The following is a 15,854-nucleotide window of genomic DNA, read 5'->3' as shown; positions in this document are numbered from 1 at the left end:
CGCTTTCGGCGCTCAGAGCAGAGCGACCTGCCGCCAAAGCGATTCTTTAAAATTTTTCTCTCTGCCATAGTGGAAACGCGGTACATTCTCAGGTTGTGCGCCCCGGTCGAGCAAAGTGCACAAGGCGGGTGCCGGCTGCCGCTATAAAGGCACAGCTAATATGGAACGACTGAAATTTGACCCAGGAAGTTTTCATGGGTGAAATTTTGCGTCCATAAAGCCGGCAGATGCATAGTATTTCGGCAATTTCGGAAAATGTCTTAATGCAATCTTAACGATGTTGCGCTGCAAAAAAACTTGATGGACTATTTTAATACTGCGGGAGGAAATGCTGTTCAACAAAACAGGAGTTCGTGCCATGCTGTTCCGCAATAGAGATAAAGAAAAACCTCAAGGCGCCTCGGTCAGGCTGGCCTCATATACTGTTCTCGGTGTTGTCGCCACAGTGTTTTCCTCCTCCGTGTTTCCACCTGTCTTCACTTCGCAGACAAACCGCGCCTTGATCAATGCTCCCGTCATTCCGCTGACGACCCCCATCAGTGGCGTGGTGAAAATATCCGGTAACGGCAGGGCGGCTGTTGAAAACGACAAGGTCGACAACACCACTCTGATCGGCCTGAAAGTGCAACTGGCGGCACTCGACAATGAACTTCGCCAGAAAAATGCGATTATCGGCGATTATGCTAGCCGGGTCGACAATCTGAACAATGATCTTCTCAGCCAGCAAGCGGCTTTACTGCAGAGAACAGAATCCGACCTTGAAGCGGCAAAGGCTGCTTTGCAGATGGTGACCTATTCGACCCGCATCGCGAAAGCAGAAGCGGTGCGCAAACAGAAGCTGGTTGCCAAGGGCGTTTATTTCGGAATTGGCGACGACATCGCCGATACGATACAACTTGAAGATACAAAACTGCAGGCCGCGAAAGTTGCCGTCGACAAGCTGAACAAGGAAATGAGCTTCGCGCGCCAGGGCATCTATATCGGTTCCGACCTGCAATCCCTGCAAAATCTTCAGCAGGAAATCCGCACGAGGTCCGCCGATCTGCTGCAAATCCAGATGCAGATGACGACCATGCAGACGCGGAAAAGCGAACTCGAAGCGCTTGCCTCCGCGGAGGCCGCGCGTATCGACAGGCTGACCCGCGCCGATCTCGCCATTCCGCCGGGCACGACGCTTTATAAGCCGGTTGCCGTGACGGGACGTGAAGTGGTGGCCGGCGACACCTTGGCGGAGGCGCTCGACTGTCGCAACGCTTTCGTCGTCGCAATTTTTTCCGAACGTCAGGCGCAGGCCCTTTCCGTGGGTTCAAGGGTAAAGGTAAATGCCGATGCCTGGGCGCAGGAAGCGGACGGGGTGGTAGAGCGCCTGGTGCCCCGAACCACCGAACGCGTCGACCTCGATTATGCCGTACCGTTTCCCCCCACGGAGCGGCGGGAGCTTTACGCTTATATCCGCATGGCCGGGACATCCGAGAGCCAGTTTGTGAAAAACGGCGTCTGTTCGGTCGGTACCTGGGTGAGTGTAAGTCTGCCGCGCGAATGGCTCGGCAAGACCCGGGAATATGTTCATGAGGCATCGGCAAGCCTTTTCCAGTTTGCGCAGGCATCCGCCAGCGAAATGCCCGACGTGAGGCAGGCCGCCTGGACGCTCATCGAGACATCACGAGAGAAAATATTCGAGCAGATGGGCATGGGCGAGCAGCCGCAACAGCCGCCGGGAATAGCGGCGCCCACTACAAAGCCGGATATCATCACGCAGCATGCGATCAGCGGTGCAGATGCCACCGCGAAAGCACCGCGCACCCAATCCTGACACCCGCATGGATTGGGCAAGCCCCTGCGGGCGCGTCCACGACGCCCGCAGGGCGACCCACCTGTTTCACACAGTCGAAGCAGCCTCATTCGCGCACGCTATCGGGCGCGGCTTTTGGGACGTATCCGGTCAACCATGAGGACAAGCGATGTATTTCACTTCAGAGGGCGATGTTCAGTCCGTCCTTTATGTCAATCTCATCATCGCCCTCTGCGCGATCCTGTTCACCATGCTTGCCGACCCGCGGCGAACGCTGGACCGGCTGGCGTTCAGCACCATCATGCTGCTTTCGCTCAGCGTCTATATTTTGTGGCGCGCCACCGATACGCTGCCTCCCTTCGAGCTTTCGCTGGAAACCGCCTGGAATTACATCTATTTCACTTTCGAACTGATCTCCGTGCTTTATGCGATGGGATCGATCCTGATCCTGACAAGACGAACGGACTGGTCTTCCATTGCAGACGAAGCCGAAGCCGGGATTACGGGCGATCCCAATGCGCCGCTGGTCGATGTGTTCATCTGCACCTACAATGAACCTTTGAACGTGCTTGAAAAATCGATTGTCGCGGCTCAGGCAATGCAATATCCGCGGTTGCGCGTTTTCGTCTGCGACGATACGCGCAGGTCCGAGGTTCGGGACTATTGCGAAACAGTCGGCGTCAATTACGTGACGCGGCCGGACAATAAGCACGCAAAGGCGGGGAACCTGAACAATGCGCTTGTCCACACCAATGCGCTGTCGGAAGTTTCAGATTTCATCATGGTTCTCGACGCTGATTTTGCGCCGCAGGCCAATTTCCTGTCACGCGTGACCGGACTTTTTGCCGATCCCAAAGTGGCCGTGGTGCAGACACCGCAATTTTATTTCAACAGCGACCCCATCCAGCATAATCTCGGTATCCGCAATTCCTTCGTGGATGATCAACGGGTATTCTTCGACGTATTCCAGCCTGCAAAGGACGCGGTCGGTTGTGCGTTCTGCGTCGGAACGAGTTTCGTTCTGCGGCGGGCAGCGGTGAACGAACTCGGAGGTTTCCCGCATGATGCACTTTCGGAAGACATGCTGCTGACCTACCGGTTGATGGAACGGGGGTATGTGACACGCTGGCTCAATGAAAAGCTCAGCGTCGGATTATCGGCAGAAGGCCTGCCGGAGTATATCACGCAGCGCACGCGCTGGTGTCTCGGCACCATCCAGATTGGACTTTTGCGCACCGGGCCGCTGTGGCGCGGCAATTTCACCCTGACGCAGCGGCTGCATTATCTGCACGGCCTGTTCTGCTGGCTTTCGAAACCCTTCATCCTTTGCCTGCTGCTCGCGCCTTCCATCTATTGGCTGACCGGCGTTTCCGCGCTCCAGGCCGATGAGTTGATGTTCATGCAACTCGGTCTGTCATCGCTGGCGCTGTTCTGGGCCTATTCCACCTGGATATCGGGAAAGCGCACACTGCCGCTTTTCACCGAGGTGACACACGCACTGACCGCCGTTCCGATCACGATCACGCTTTTTCAGGCCATGCGAAAACCTTTCGGACGCCCCTTCAAGGTCACGGAAAAGGGCGGAGACAGGTCACAGGTGCGCGTTCACGGCCCGACGGCGCTATTCTTTGCCCTTGTAACCCTCACTTCGGCCATCTCCGTGCTGATTGCCGTTTATGGATGGGACGCACCCGTGGAATTTTCGGCGCGCGATTGTCTCAACCTTATCTGGTCGGCCGTCGCCATGGTCATTGCCTTCATCAGCCTTATCTGCTGCATCGAATTGCCGCGCTTCGACAGGGAGGAGCCGATCAGCGTAAACCTCGGCGGACAATTACGGCAGGGCAATGCGGTGACAGGGGTGAAGATCGTGGCACTGTCGACTGAAACCGTGACGCTTGCGGGTTTCACTTCTTCTACAGAAGCGCAGGCCATATTCGTGCCGGAGGTGGGCTGGTTGCAGATCGATGCAACAAAAGACCAGTTAATACCCGGAAAATTCTGCCTTGCTGCAACCGCCGAGCAGCATCGGGCTATCCTGCGGCTGCTTTTCCGCACTGCACCGGAAAATGTGGCGGAACAGGGCGACCTGATAAAATCCATGCAGATGTTGCTCGCAAGGGCCTTCAGCTAATCAGGGGGCGATTGAACAGGACTTTGCTGGACACAACACGGTCCCGATGGCCGGCTGCCGCCTTGAAAGGTTTCGATCATACGGGAATTCCGCTCATGCCTCTCAGATCGATCATCCCTGCGATCCTGATGTCCTGTGTCATGACAGTGTTGGCTGGAGGTGACGGGCGCGCTGCATCCGGATCCGTCCGCGATATGCTCGCTTCGCGCTTATGCGCGGGTCTTGCCGGGAAGATGGATGGTTCTCCCGCGCCCTTCGTGTTCCGCAGTTTCGAGCCCGTGCCCGATGGCAAGGCGCTCGATCCGGCGCTTTCGAATACGGGTTTTACCTATGACAATGCGCTGGCATCCATCGCTCTTTTTGCATGTGGGAAAGACGCCGAAGCAACAAGGGTTGCCGATGCGCTGCTGCTGGCCGTGAACCGTGACCGCCGTTACAGTGATGGCCGCCTGCGCAACGCCTATCGCTCCGGCCCGGTCGTCAGCAAAACGGAGGTTATGCTCCTGCCCGGTTTCTGGAATGCCGCCAGCACTGCCTGGGTCGAAGACGGCTATCAGGTCGGCAGTGCGACAGGCAATCTCGCCTGGGCGGCCCTTGCCCTGCTTACCGCCTCTGAACGCTCCGACAATCCAGCCTATTTGCAGGCCGCGGAAAAAATCATGCGCTGGATCGATGCATATACCAAGGGTGACAGTGACATCGGGTACACGGGCGGCACGTTCGGCCATGAACCGTCTCCGATGAAACTCGATTGGAAATCGACGGAGCACAATCTTGACGTTTACGCCGTTGCCAGCTGGCTCACTGAGAGTGGGGACGATAAAACCTGGCGGGCGATGGAGGACAGGGCAGGCAAGTTCCTCGACGCCATGTGGAATGAGCAGCAGGGTCGTTTTTATGTTGGTAGCCTGCCCGGCAGCGATCAGCCCAATTTAACCCAGTCGGGAATAGATTCCGAACTCTGGCCGATCCTCGCCGTTCCGGAATTCCGCGGCCGCGCCGAGCGCGTGCTGGAATGGGTCGACCGGCACTATGCGGTCGGGGAAGGCTTCGATTTCAACGATGACCGGGACGGCATCTGGCTGGAAGGCACGGCGCAGGCAGCGCTTGCGTTTCAGCATGCAGGCCACGCCGGGCGGGCCGAAGCCCTGCTTGCCAGTATCGATGCTGAGGTATCGCCCGATGGCCTGGTCTACGCCACTGTCGGGCCGGAGTTGACGACGGGGCTGATGATCGGGCCTGCCTCGACCTCTGCCGATTTCAAATATTTCAGACTGCCGCATGTCGGCGCTACTGCCTGGGCAATCCTGGCGGCGAAAGACTGGAACCCGTTTTTGAGAGAAAGCAGTTGCACACGTCCCTGTCGGAATTATACCCGTCCCGGCAGGGGGTAAGGAGGATGTTATTGTCGTGAGATCGCAACCAGACCGGATGGCGGCGGGCCTGGTGGTTTAAGATGCCGGGCAGCCTTCAAAACGCTATCCCTTTATCCCGCTTGCTGCGATGCTGGAGATGAAAAGCCTCTGCAGACACAGGTAAAATATCAGCACGGGCAGGGTAATAATGGTGAGATAGGCCATGACTTCACCCCAGGGCGTGTTGAGCTGGAAGAAATACTGCAGCCCCACCATCACCGGCCGGTAAGCCTCGGACTGCGTGACCAGAAGCGGCCATAGATACTGCTGGCTGTACATGACGAGAAACTTCAAGATCGCAGCTGTTGCGATCACCGGCCCGCTGAGCGGCATTACCACCTGTGCGTAGATACGCAGCCAGCTGGCTCCGTCGATGCGTGCCGCCTCCAGTAATTCCTTCGGCAGATCCTTGAAATATTGGACGAAGAGAAAAATCGTCAATCCGTCCGCGATCCATGGAATGATCTGCACATGCCAGGAATTGAGCCAACCCCAGGTAAACCCGCCGCTGCCGATCCATGGCAGATTGTTAACCTCCAGCAGCAGCGGTACGGCAATCGTCTCAAACGGAATAATGAGCGTGGCGAGAATGATCGAGAAGAGAAGGTCCTTGCCGCGCCAGTTCAAAAACGTAAAAGCGAAGGCGGCAAGCGAGCCGAGCAGCAGGGCGAGAAATACGGTGACGCCAGTTACCACAACGGAATTGAATATGAAGGTCGCAATCGGCGCCCGGGCGAAAGCCGCAGTATAGTTTTCGAGCGAAAGATCTCCCACCGGCAGGAAGGCTCGTATCGAAGTCGCATCGCTCAACAGCTGGTCGTTCGGTTTTAGCGATGAGAACCCCATGAACAACAGGGGCAGGATGAAGATCGCCGCGAAGGCGAGCATGAGCGCGTAATTACCGATGAGAAAAACGGGACTTTTGCGGCGTCCGGCCTGCATCATTGCTTCTCCCTTGTCAGGTAGCGCTGGGTCAGCGAAATGCACAGGACAAGCAGGAAAAGGACGACAGAAATTGCGGAGCCCGCGGCTATGTCCTGCTGGCGGTATCCTCGCTCAACCGCCTGATAGACGATGCTCTGCGTAGAGTCGCGAGGCCCGCCTTTGGTCATCACATCGATCTGCGCAAAAAGCGCAAAAGCCTGCATGGTGATGACGATGATAACGAGCACCGCCGTGTTGCGCAGCAGCGGCCAGGTTATCATGCAGAACTTCTGCCAGCGGCTCGCGCCTTCAATGTCCGCTGCCTCGTAGAGATCGGGCGAGATAGTCTGCAGGCCGGAAAGCCAGATGACCATATGGAAACCGACGCCCTGCCAGACTGACATCACCAGAATGGCCCATAAGGCGGTATCGGTTCTGCCCAGCCAGTCGACGGGCTGGAAGAGCCCAAAACTCATATAGCTCAGAAGGCTGTTCAAGAGCCCATTATCGGCGGCATAAATAAACCGCCAGAGAAGCGCCACCACCACCACCGACAAGACCACAGGCATGAAATAGATCGCACGAAAAATCGTGACGCCGGGGATTTTCTGGTTCACCAACAGGGCAAGAAACAGCGCCAGCGCCGCCTGAACCGGCGCGACCACGACCACGAAGGAAAGGGTGTTTACGACGGCGGTCAGGAATACGACGTCGCGTGCGAGAATGACGATCCGGTTCTCGCCCCAGCTGAAGTTCTTATATTCCCGCATTCCGTCCAGATGAGGATAGTCGGGGTTGTTACGGGTGAAATTACGAATTCTCGGATAGGAGATGGAGCCATCCGCATCCCGGCTGATGCTTCCATCGGCCTGCCTTTCCGGCTTGAGCGTCAGCACACCGACGCCCAGCAGCCGGCTGTAGTTTTCAAAGCCGACGAACTCCGTCGGGTTGGGAGATGTGAGCCGCTGGTTGGTGAAGGAAAAACCCAGCCCCAGCAGAAATGGTGTGATCAGGAAGAGCCCGATCAGCACCACCGCCGGTGCGGCCATGAACCAGCCCGTGAAGCTGTCCCGGGCCGGTTTTCCCTGTGAAGAAAAGAGCGCCATCGATCACGCCCCTATTTGGGTTGGTAACCGGAATTGCGTTCCAGATTGTTGTTTATCTCGTCCGTTGCATTATCGAGGGTATCGGCCACATCCGCACCGTTGGCAATGTCGGAAAGAGCCTTGGAGAAGACCGGCGAGATGAAGGCGTAGGCCGGAGTGACAGGACGCAACGTACCCTGGCGTCTGGATAGTTCGAAGAAAACTTCGAGCGGGCCGCCCTTCTTGTAATTCTTCGTCATCTGGGCTGCCGAGGGCGTGGCCGGGATAAGACCGATCGCATCCGAGAACTGCGCGAGATATTTGTCCTGGATGGCGAATTCGATGAAGGCGGAAGCGCCTTCGGGATGCTTGCTGGTGGCCGAAACACCAAACTGCCATGACCCCGCGCCGATTTTCGGACCCTGCCCGAAATCAGGCGCAGGCAGGAAAAGCAGATCGTCTCCATATTTTTCCAGAGCCTTCACCGCAACCCAGTTGCCCATCCATTGCAAGGCGTGGCGACCTTCTAGAAATCCGGTTTCGTGGTCGGCGGGTGATTGCGATGTCCCGGGGGCAAGCTTCTTGGCGAACAGGGATTGCCACCACTCCCCGAACTTGACGGCATTGTCTCCATTGAGGAAGTCCTCGGCGGTTCGATAATTCTCCTTGTCGATCAGGCTGCCGCCGAAACTTTCCAGAAAGGGACTAAAGGCATAGCTGTACCATTCGGTTTTATCGGCCATGCCGAGGTCGATGGCATATTCGAACTTGCCGCTGGCAGCGAGCTTCTCAAGGGCTGCGTTGAATTCCTCGCCGGTCCACGGCTGTTCAAGAGTTGGAATGCGGACACCGTTTTCATCGAGCACCGATTTGCGGGCGAAAACCGCCACGGCAGCGTCCCACAGACCGACCGAATATAGCTTGTCTCCCCACCGGCCCACGGCGCCGGGCAGGAAATTCGCAAGCTTTGCCTCGTCGATCTTCAGTGGTTGCAAATATCCGGACCACGCCCAGTTGGGCATGTTCGGACCGTCGACATCCAAAATGTCTGGCAGCTTGTTGGAAAGTGCAGCAGCGGTGACGGATTCATTATATGCATTCTGGGGGAATTCCTGAAGCGAGACCCGCCAGTCCGACTGGGACGAGTTGAAGTCCTCGATGATGCCGGCCAGAATCTTGCGTTCTTCAACATTGCCTGCGCCGTGATACCACATCGTCAGGTCGGTCTGGGCCAGTGCGGCGGTGGAAAAAAGCATCGACAGGGCAGTTGCTGCCCCCGCAAAAATGGCTCTGCTGGTCATAGATGGTCCTCCTCCTCACGAAGGGTAACTTCAACATCTACAGATTGTTCCGCAGAAATTTGCGTCCAGACGCTACGCGTAGAACCGCGTTTTAAAAAATGCAGACAGGATCGCCGATTTGCCCCGCCCGAACCGCATCAGCAGCCAGGCGTTCAGATCCCGCCATTTGACGGCTCTGTCGTCGGTGCATTGTTGCTGAAGGAGAGAGCCTCTTTCACCGCCAGTTCTGCCATGGCCAACGCGGCGTCGCGGGTCTTTGCAGCTGCGACAAACCGGCCGTTATGGCAGAAGGTCGCGCCTTCCACGCCACAAACCGCTTCCAGATCCTTGTCAGTCAGGCCTGCCCAGGCCGCCGGCAGATCCGCCCGCAACGCGAAGCCCTCGTCGGCGCGCCGGATACCGGTCAGGCACCAGTCGTTGTTACGCGGATGAACGACGAAGAGCAGATGATCGGCGCCTGCCTTCACGATGGCGGGCCGGAACGGCATTCCCATCGGCAACTCGAGAATATGCCCTTCGCCAGCATCCACGATAGCCTGCTTCACAAGCGCTTCGGCGCGCAACTTTGCGGCACTGTTGGTTATTTTTGCCTCAACGAAGCTGCGGGCAATGCCCAGCGCCGCGTGGAAATTGCGATTGTCCGCTTCGGGATCGGTGTCATCAAAAACGGGTTTCAGAGTTTCGAGCAGGACGGGCAGGGTCAGCCCGGCGAGCGGTCCGGCCGTCGAGGGGCTGAGCGCCCCATTGTCAACCAGGTCAACAGGCAACACAAAACCGGCATCGAAAGCAGCGTGAATGGTTTCGATGTGGTCTTCTGGAACGCCGAAGGCAGCAAGATAATCGCGGCCGAAATGCTTCCAGATCAGCCCGAACGAACTGTAGGGCTGTCCGTCATCGCGTAACGGCGCGCCGCGCTGGTGGTGGTCGAACATTCCTCTTGCTGCGTCGTAGGCGCCGCCCACGTCGTAGATGATGCGGTCCGCACCGGCAGCGAGCCATTCCGGTGCCCTGCTGCGGATGAGGCGGGCCTGCGGGAAAAGCCGTGTCAGCACAACGCTCGACAGAAGTTCATCGGCATGGAAGCCGCCGGAATGGGTGACGAGGAAGTCCGGGTTCATGTCAGGATGTGCCTTGTTGCTTGCGGAAGAGCCGCCCGAGAATGGGGCACCTGATACCCTTTGCCGTACATCATCTCAACCCGCCACGACCCTAATTCGGATCAAAATTTCCCCCGGAAGGTGCGGACAGCATGCAGCCAGCGCGACATTGTCCGCGCGTTACGACGACCAGATGCGCCGCGTCTTGATCGTGTTCATGACGAAGCTGGTCTCGATGGTGTCCACGCATTTCAGCTTCGCGATCTTGTCCTTGATGAAACGCTCGTAATCCTCCAGTCCGCCGCACATGACCTTCAGCATGTAATCCTTCGTGCCCGTGACAAGATGACATTCGAGAACCTCGTCCCACTCAAGAACCGCCGCTTCGAACATCCGGATTTCATCATCATGCTGGCGGCTGAGGCGAATGGATGCGAGAGCTGTCATGGTCCATCCCTCGATTGCCGGGTCGATGATGGCGGAATATCCCTTGATGGCACCCATTTCTTCCAGGCGTCGAAGCCGGCGTAGACATGCGGATGCCGACAGCCCCACGCGCTCGGCGAGTTCGTTATTCGTGATCCGTGCATCGGCGGACAATTCCCGAAGTATCCGCCGGTCGATCGGGTCTGCAATTTTCTGCGACATAAATTACAATTCTCCGCAATATATTGCTTCATGGGGCATATAAACGCTCCAAAATGCAAGGCATTTCGACTTCATTGCGTGTAACCTGCAGGAAGTTCAACGCCAGCTGAGGGATCATCGGAAATGACCGCGCCGCATCCGTCCAAAACCCATATCGGCAACCATGCTCTTCATCCCGAAACCCAGATGCTCAATTACGGGTATGATCCGGAGTTGTCGGAGGGAGCCGTGAAGCCTCCGGTGTTCTTGACATCCACCTTCGTTTTCAAGTCGGCAGAAGATGGTCGCGACTTCTTCGATTATGTCTCCGCGCGCAAGGAGCCGCCGGAGGGCAGAGGCGCCGGTCTCGTTTATTCGCGTTTCAACCATCCAAACAGCGAGATCGTCGAGGATCGTCTTGCAGTTTATGAACGGACGGAGAGCTGTGCGCTCTTCTCCTCGGGCATGTCCGCGATTTCGACGACGCTTTTCGCCTTCGTGCGGCCCGGCGATACGGTGCTCCATTCCCAGCCCCTTTACGGCGGCACGGAAACGCTTCTCGCGAAGACTTTTCATAATTTCGGCGTGTCGGCAGTGGGTTTCGCCGATGGTGTCAGCGAAACCTCGGTCATGGCGGCGGCAGAGGAGGCGATGGCGAAAGGCAGGGTGTCCGTTATCCTGATCGAGACCCCCGCCAATCCGACGAACAGCATTGTCGACATCGCCATGATAGGCCGGGTCGCCGAGGTGATTAGCAAAAGGCAGGGGCACAGGCCGATCATCGCCTGCGATAACACGCTTCTTGGTCCTGTATTCCAGCGGCCCATAGAACATGGCGCCGATATTTCGCTCTATTCGCTGACAAAATATGTTGGCGGGCATTCCGATCTTATCGCCGGGGCGGCGCTGGGGCGCAAGGATGTGATGAAGCAGGTGAAGGCCCTGCGCGGGGCGATCGGCACGCAGCTTGATCCGCACTCGTGCTGGATGCTCGGACGTTCTCTGGAGACGCTGCAAATCAGGATGGAGCGGGCGGACAGCAACGCCAGGCTTGTGGCTGAATTCCTGAATGCCCATCCCAAGGTCAAAAAAATCCACTACCTGCCATTCAGCGATCCGGCATCCGCGGTTGGCAAGGTGTTTGCCGCCCAATGTTCCGGGGCGGGATCCACCTTCTCGTTCGACATTGTCGGCGGGCAGGCCGCATCTTTCAAATTTCTCAATGCGCTCAACATATTCAAACTTGCGGTAAGCCTTGGCGGCACAGAGTCCCTTGCTTCTCATCCCGCAACGATGACGCATTCGGGCGTTCCTGCCGATGTCCGTCAGCGTATCGGTGTGCTTGATTCCACGATCCGGCTGTCAATCGGCATAGAACACCCCGACGATCTTATCGCCGACCTGACCCTTTCACTGGATCAGGTCTGACGCTCCACGTGCCGACCAAGAGGTTGTCCTGTGCAGGCGGATCGATATATCTGGGGGTGTATAATCACGTGAACCTTCAGGCATATGGAAACTTCGCTTTATCTGCCCGTGAAAGATTTCCTCGAAGAGGCGGGTTATACCGTCAAGGGCGAAGTCGGCGGCTGTGATCTTGTTGGCTTGAGCGATAACGATCCGCCGGTCGTCGTCATCTGCGAGCTAAAGCTGAGCTTCAATCTGGAGCTCATTTTGCAGGCCGTCGATCGCGCGGCTATCGCAGATGAGGTGTGGATCGCCGCCCGGGTCTCTGCCAGGGGTAAGGGCCGCGAGGCTGACAGGCGTTACCGCGATCTTTGCCGCAGGCTCGGGATCGGTATGCTGGGAATCTCCGATGCCGGTGACGTCAGCATCATCGTCGGCGCCGTTTCGCCTATGCCGCGAACCAATCCGAAACGGCGGTCGCGGCTCATGCGGGAACACCAGAGGCGGCGGGGCGATCCCACGGCGGGTGGGAGCACGCGCATGCCAATAATGACAGCGTATCGCCAGCAGGCGCTTGGCTGCGCCGTGGCGCTGGCGTCGGGTCCGATGCGCGTGCGTGAGGTCAGGTCCAATATACCCGATGCCGGGAAGATACTGCTTTCGAATGTTTATGGCTGGTTCGAACGACTCGACCGGGGAGTCTACGGTCTGACAGAGGCCGGACACGAAGCCCTGCAGCGGTGGCCACAGCAGGACGTGCCGGCAAAGGCTGTCGACGGGGCTGTGCGAGGCACGGTCGGCTTCGAAGAAACCTGACAGCGAAAAGCCTTAAAGGCTTCAGAAGATCAGGATTGCGGGGTCGGGGGGCCTCTCTGAACCCGACCCATCAGGTGATTACTGTGTCTTCCAGGTCTCCAGCAGCAGCCGGACGAATTTTTCCGCGGCGGGCGAAAGGGCACTGCTTCGCCTTTGCACAATGCCAATCGTACGGGAGACGACGGGATTGACGATCGGCCTGGTGATGAGAAATGGATGTTCGTCCTGCGGCGTGGCCAGCCGCGGCAGAACGGAAATCCCCAGTCCGGCTTCGACCAGCCCGAGAGACGTATTGAGATGAGTCACCTCATAAAACCAGTTCAGCTTTAGATTGTGTCTCGCAAGCGCGCCGTCTAGAAGCGTCCGGTTGCCGCTTGAACGGTCCACGACGACGAGCGGATAGGCTTCCAGCTGATTCCATTCAATCGTTTCGAAATTCGCCAGCGGGTGATCTTTCCTCATCGCCAGCACGAACGGGTCATCGATCAGCGGTTCGAATGACAGTTCGGGATCGGAATTGCCCATCAGGTTGATGCCGAATTCCACCTCGCCTCTCGCAACCGCCTGCAGCCCCTCATTTGCCGTCAGATCCCTGATGCGCAGCCTGATGTTTGGATATTGCTGACTGAAGGTCTTGATAACCGTGGGAAGAAAGTAGAAAGCGGCGGTGGGAACGCAGGCCATCGTGATGAGGCCGCGCCGTTGCGCGCCATCTTTCATGGCGAACAGCGACCCATCGAATTCTTCCAGCATACGCCGGACAAGCGGCATCACCTCCTGGCCCATGGCGGTGGGAGCGACATGTCGGGTCGTTCTCTCCAGAAGCGGTGCGCCGATGGCCTGCTCCAGCTTCTGGATGCGGCGGGTGAGCGCCGGCTGGGAGATATGCAGCGCCTCCGCGGCCCTGTGAAAGCTCTCAAGCTCAACTACGGATTGAAATGCGCGCAAATCCAGTATTTCGCAATTGATGCTCATTTCGCAATAAACCTCCAAAACATTGCATTTAACAGATTAGACTCTTTTGCCCATATTGCAACAACGCGGCGCATTGATCCGAAAAATGCAAGATTGAGGCTAATCATGAACGATCTGATGAAGATACCCTGTGTGCTGATGCGCGGCGGAACGTCTCGCGGACCGTTCTTTCTGGCTTCCGATTTGCCCCGAGATCCGGCGGCAAGGGATGCGGCTCTGCTGTCCATCATGGGCTCAGGCCATCCGCTGCAGATCGACGGTATCGGCGGGGGCAATCCGGTTACGTCAAAGGTGGCGATCATCGGACCTTCCACGGTCGCCGGCGCCGATATTGATTATCTGTTCGCACAGGTGCGCACCGACAGGCAGCATGTCGATTATTCCCCCAATTGCGGAAATATGCTGGCCGCCGTCGGTCCCTTCGCGATTGAGGCGGGGCTCGTGCCGGCGCAGGGTAATGATACGCTTGTCAGGATTCACAACGTGAATACCGGCAAACTGATCGAGGCGAAGGTGCCGACGCGGGGCCGCGAGGTAATTTATCTTGGTGACGCATCGATCGACGGTGTTCCGGGTCTTGCGGCACCCATCGCATTGACATTCATGGATGCAGCCGGCGCGAAAACCGGCAGGCTGTTGCCGACCGGAAAACCCGTCGATGTGATCGACGGGGTGGATGTAACGGCAATAGATTGCGCCATTCCGATGGTTCTCATGCGGGCAGCTGATCTCGGCGTCACCGGCTACGAAGATCCGCAATCGCTCTCCGCCAATCGAGACCTGATTGAACGGATGACCCGCATACGCATCGAGGCTGGAAAGATGATGGGGATGGGAGACGTTCGGGATATGGTCATCCCAAAGCCGGTCCTCATAGCGCCGGCGCGGCGGGGTGGAACATTTTCGGTCAGGTATTTCATGCCGAACGAGTGCCATCCTGCCCTCGCGACAACCGGCGCTGTCGGCATCGCGACGGCGGCCGTAACGGAAGGCACCGTCGCCTATAGTGCGGCAGGAGGGCTTTCCGTGCCGACCCAGATCCGCATCGAACATCCCGCAGGTCGTCTGGATGTACAGCTGGAAATGCGAAACGGAGACATAACAGCCGGACTTGTAAGGACGGCGCGCAGGCTGTTCGAAGGCTTTGCCTTCGCCAAGCCAATGGCTGCGATTGAAGACGCAGCATAGACAAGGCCATAGTGGCTAAAATATCGCGAAACGGGAGGAGACCCTCATGCGTAAATACCTGCTTGCAACGGCCGCGCTCTGTGCGCTGGCGGCAACCGCCAATGCCGAATCTGTCAGAATGAGCGTCGGCTCATACAACCTCAACAACCTGCCTTTCCCCGTTGCGGCCAGCCTCGGCTTTTATAAGGAAGAGGGGCTTGATGTGACGACCGAGAACTTTGCCCAGGGAGGCTCGAAGGTGCTACAGGCGCTCGTCGCCGGCTCCACGGACGTCGCCGTCGGTTTTTATGACCACACCATTCAGATGCAGTCCCAGAACAAGCACGTCGTGGGCTTCGTTCAGCTCGCCCGCAACTCGGGTCTGGTTCTTGCAGGCAAGAACGATACTGACTTCGATCCTGCAAAGCCTGAGACGATCAAGGGCAAGAAGGTCGGCATCACCTCGCCGGGCTCTTCCTCGGACTTCTTCATTCGCTACTATATGAAGCAGCACAATTTAAGCGACAACGATATCTCCATCATTGGCGTCGGCTCGGGTGCTGCCGCCGTTGCGGCCCTGCAGCAGGGCAAGATCGATCTGCTCGTCAATTATGACCCGGCGGCCACGATTGTCGTCGAACGCGGGCTGGGCAAAATCCTCATCGATGCACGCAGCGATCAGGGCGCAAAAGATGTTTATGGCGGCATCTATCCGACCTCCGTGCTTTACGCGACCCAGGAGTATATCGACGCGAATCCCGAAGTGATCCAGAAGGTCACCAATGCCACGGTACGGGCGCTGCACTGGATGAAGCAGCATTCGGCGGAAGAAATCGTCGAGAAGCTTCCTGACGACTTCGTGTCCGGGGACAAGAAAACCTACATCAAGGCCGTCGAAGCCGCGAAGGCTATCTTCTCGGAAGACGGCAAATTCGAGCCCGGCGATCTCGAAACGCCGCTTGCCGTTCTCAAGACCTTCAACGAGGCAGTGGCAAAGGCGTCGATCGACCTCAACACCACCTATACCAACAAGTTCGTCGAAGCCGCGGCTTCGAAGGCTGCAAACTGAGAGGCCGCCATGTCATCCCCAGTCAGAAAGCTAGAGCCAGTGGCG

At 57.6% G+C, this 15,854-nt stretch carries 13 protein-coding genes; 7 read left to right on the top strand and 6 right to left on the bottom strand.

Features of this window, described 5'->3' with window-relative positions; translation table 11 throughout:
- The first annotated feature begins 358 nt into the window (after window positions 1-358).
- From BTN45_RS18495 to BTN45_RS18485, 3 genes are all read left to right on the top strand, one after another.
- Window positions 359-1,813: an HlyD family efflux transporter periplasmic adaptor subunit gene (locus BTN45_RS18495; protein WP_207590454.1), complete on the top strand. Its 1,455-nt coding sequence runs from the start codon at window positions 359-361 to the stop codon at window positions 1,811-1,813.
- A 148-nt stretch (window positions 1,814-1,961) separates the two neighbouring features.
- Window positions 1,962-3,926 (top strand): cellulose synthase catalytic subunit, encoded by a 1,965-nt coding sequence (locus BTN45_RS18490; RefSeq protein WP_022563103.1) that lies wholly within the window; start codon window positions 1,962-1,964, stop codon window positions 3,924-3,926.
- Between the two features lie 95 nt (window positions 3,927-4,021).
- Window positions 4,022-5,320 carry a hypothetical protein gene (locus tag BTN45_RS18485; RefSeq protein ID WP_207590453.1) on the top strand — a complete coding sequence of 433 codons (1,299 nt, stop codon included), beginning with the start codon at window positions 4,022-4,024 and terminating at the stop codon, window positions 5,318-5,320.
- An 84-nt stretch (window positions 5,321-5,404) separates the two neighbouring features.
- On the opposite strand, the gene BTN45_RS18480 is transcribed toward BTN45_RS18485, so the two are convergent.
- From BTN45_RS18480 to BTN45_RS18460, 5 genes are all read right to left on the bottom strand, one after another.
- Window positions 5,405-6,286: a carbohydrate ABC transporter permease gene (locus BTN45_RS18480; RefSeq protein ID WP_082055394.1), complete on the bottom strand. Its 882-nt coding sequence runs from the start codon at window positions 6,284-6,286 to the stop codon at window positions 5,405-5,407.
- Window positions 6,283-7,371: a sugar ABC transporter permease gene (locus tag BTN45_RS18475; protein WP_207590452.1), complete on the bottom strand. Its 1,089-nt coding sequence runs from the start codon at window positions 7,369-7,371 to the stop codon at window positions 6,283-6,285. The genes BTN45_RS18480 and BTN45_RS18475 overlap by 4 nt, the downstream gene beginning before the upstream one ends.
- Window positions 7,372-7,382: 11 nt before the next feature.
- The gene (locus BTN45_RS18470; protein WP_207590451.1) at window positions 7,383-8,651 is read right to left on the bottom strand and encodes an extracellular solute-binding protein; all 1,269 of its coding nucleotides are present in this window, start codon (window positions 8,649-8,651) and stop codon (window positions 7,383-7,385) included.
- A gap of 152 nt (window positions 8,652-8,803) precedes the next feature.
- Window positions 8,804-9,769 (bottom strand): MYG1 family protein, encoded by a 966-nt coding sequence (locus BTN45_RS18465; protein ID WP_207590450.1) that lies wholly within the window; start codon window positions 9,767-9,769, stop codon window positions 8,804-8,806.
- 159 nt (window positions 9,770-9,928) lie between these two features.
- Window positions 9,929-10,396, bottom strand: a complete 468-nt coding sequence (locus BTN45_RS18460; RefSeq protein ID WP_006697222.1) for an Lrp/AsnC family transcriptional regulator — start codon at window positions 10,394-10,396, stop codon at window positions 9,929-9,931.
- A 123-nt stretch (window positions 10,397-10,519) separates the two neighbouring features.
- Between BTN45_RS18460 and BTN45_RS18455 the strand changes: the two genes are divergently transcribed.
- Together BTN45_RS18455 and BTN45_RS18450 are read left to right on the top strand one after the other, a co-directional pair.
- A complete protein-coding gene (locus BTN45_RS18455; protein ID WP_207590448.1) occupies window positions 10,520-11,803 on the top strand; it encodes a cystathionine gamma-synthase family protein in 1,284 nt (427 codons plus the stop codon).
- Window positions 11,804-11,887: 84 nt separating this feature from the next.
- Window positions 11,888-12,598, top strand: a complete 711-nt coding sequence (locus BTN45_RS18450) for a DUF2161 domain-containing phosphodiesterase (RefSeq protein ID WP_207590446.1) — start codon at window positions 11,888-11,890, stop codon at window positions 12,596-12,598.
- A 78-nt stretch (window positions 12,599-12,676) separates the two neighbouring features.
- On the opposite strand, the gene BTN45_RS18445 is transcribed toward BTN45_RS18450, so the two are convergent.
- Window positions 12,677-13,573: a LysR family transcriptional regulator gene (locus tag BTN45_RS18445; protein ID WP_004445891.1), complete on the bottom strand. Its 897-nt coding sequence runs from the start codon at window positions 13,571-13,573 to the stop codon at window positions 12,677-12,679.
- 105 nt (window positions 13,574-13,678) lie between these two features.
- Here BTN45_RS18445 and BTN45_RS18440 point away from each other — a divergent pair, with 105 nt between their 5' ends.
- Together BTN45_RS18440 and BTN45_RS18435 are read left to right on the top strand one after the other, a co-directional pair.
- Window positions 13,679-14,761 (top strand): 4-oxalomesaconate tautomerase, encoded by a 1,083-nt coding sequence (locus tag BTN45_RS18440; RefSeq protein WP_207590444.1) that lies wholly within the window; start codon window positions 13,679-13,681, stop codon window positions 14,759-14,761.
- A gap of 46 nt (window positions 14,762-14,807) precedes the next feature.
- Window positions 14,808-15,809: an ABC transporter substrate-binding protein gene (locus tag BTN45_RS18435; protein WP_022563095.1), complete on the top strand. Its 1,002-nt coding sequence runs from the start codon at window positions 14,808-14,810 to the stop codon at window positions 15,807-15,809.
- Window positions 15,810-15,854: the final 45 nt, after the last annotated feature.

It is taken from the genome of Rhizobium sp. ZX09, assembly GCF_017357485.1.
GTDB lineage: Bacteria > Pseudomonadota > Alphaproteobacteria > Rhizobiales > Rhizobiaceae > Agrobacterium > Agrobacterium pusense.
This window is presented reverse-complemented; position numbering and strand designations above follow the sequence as displayed.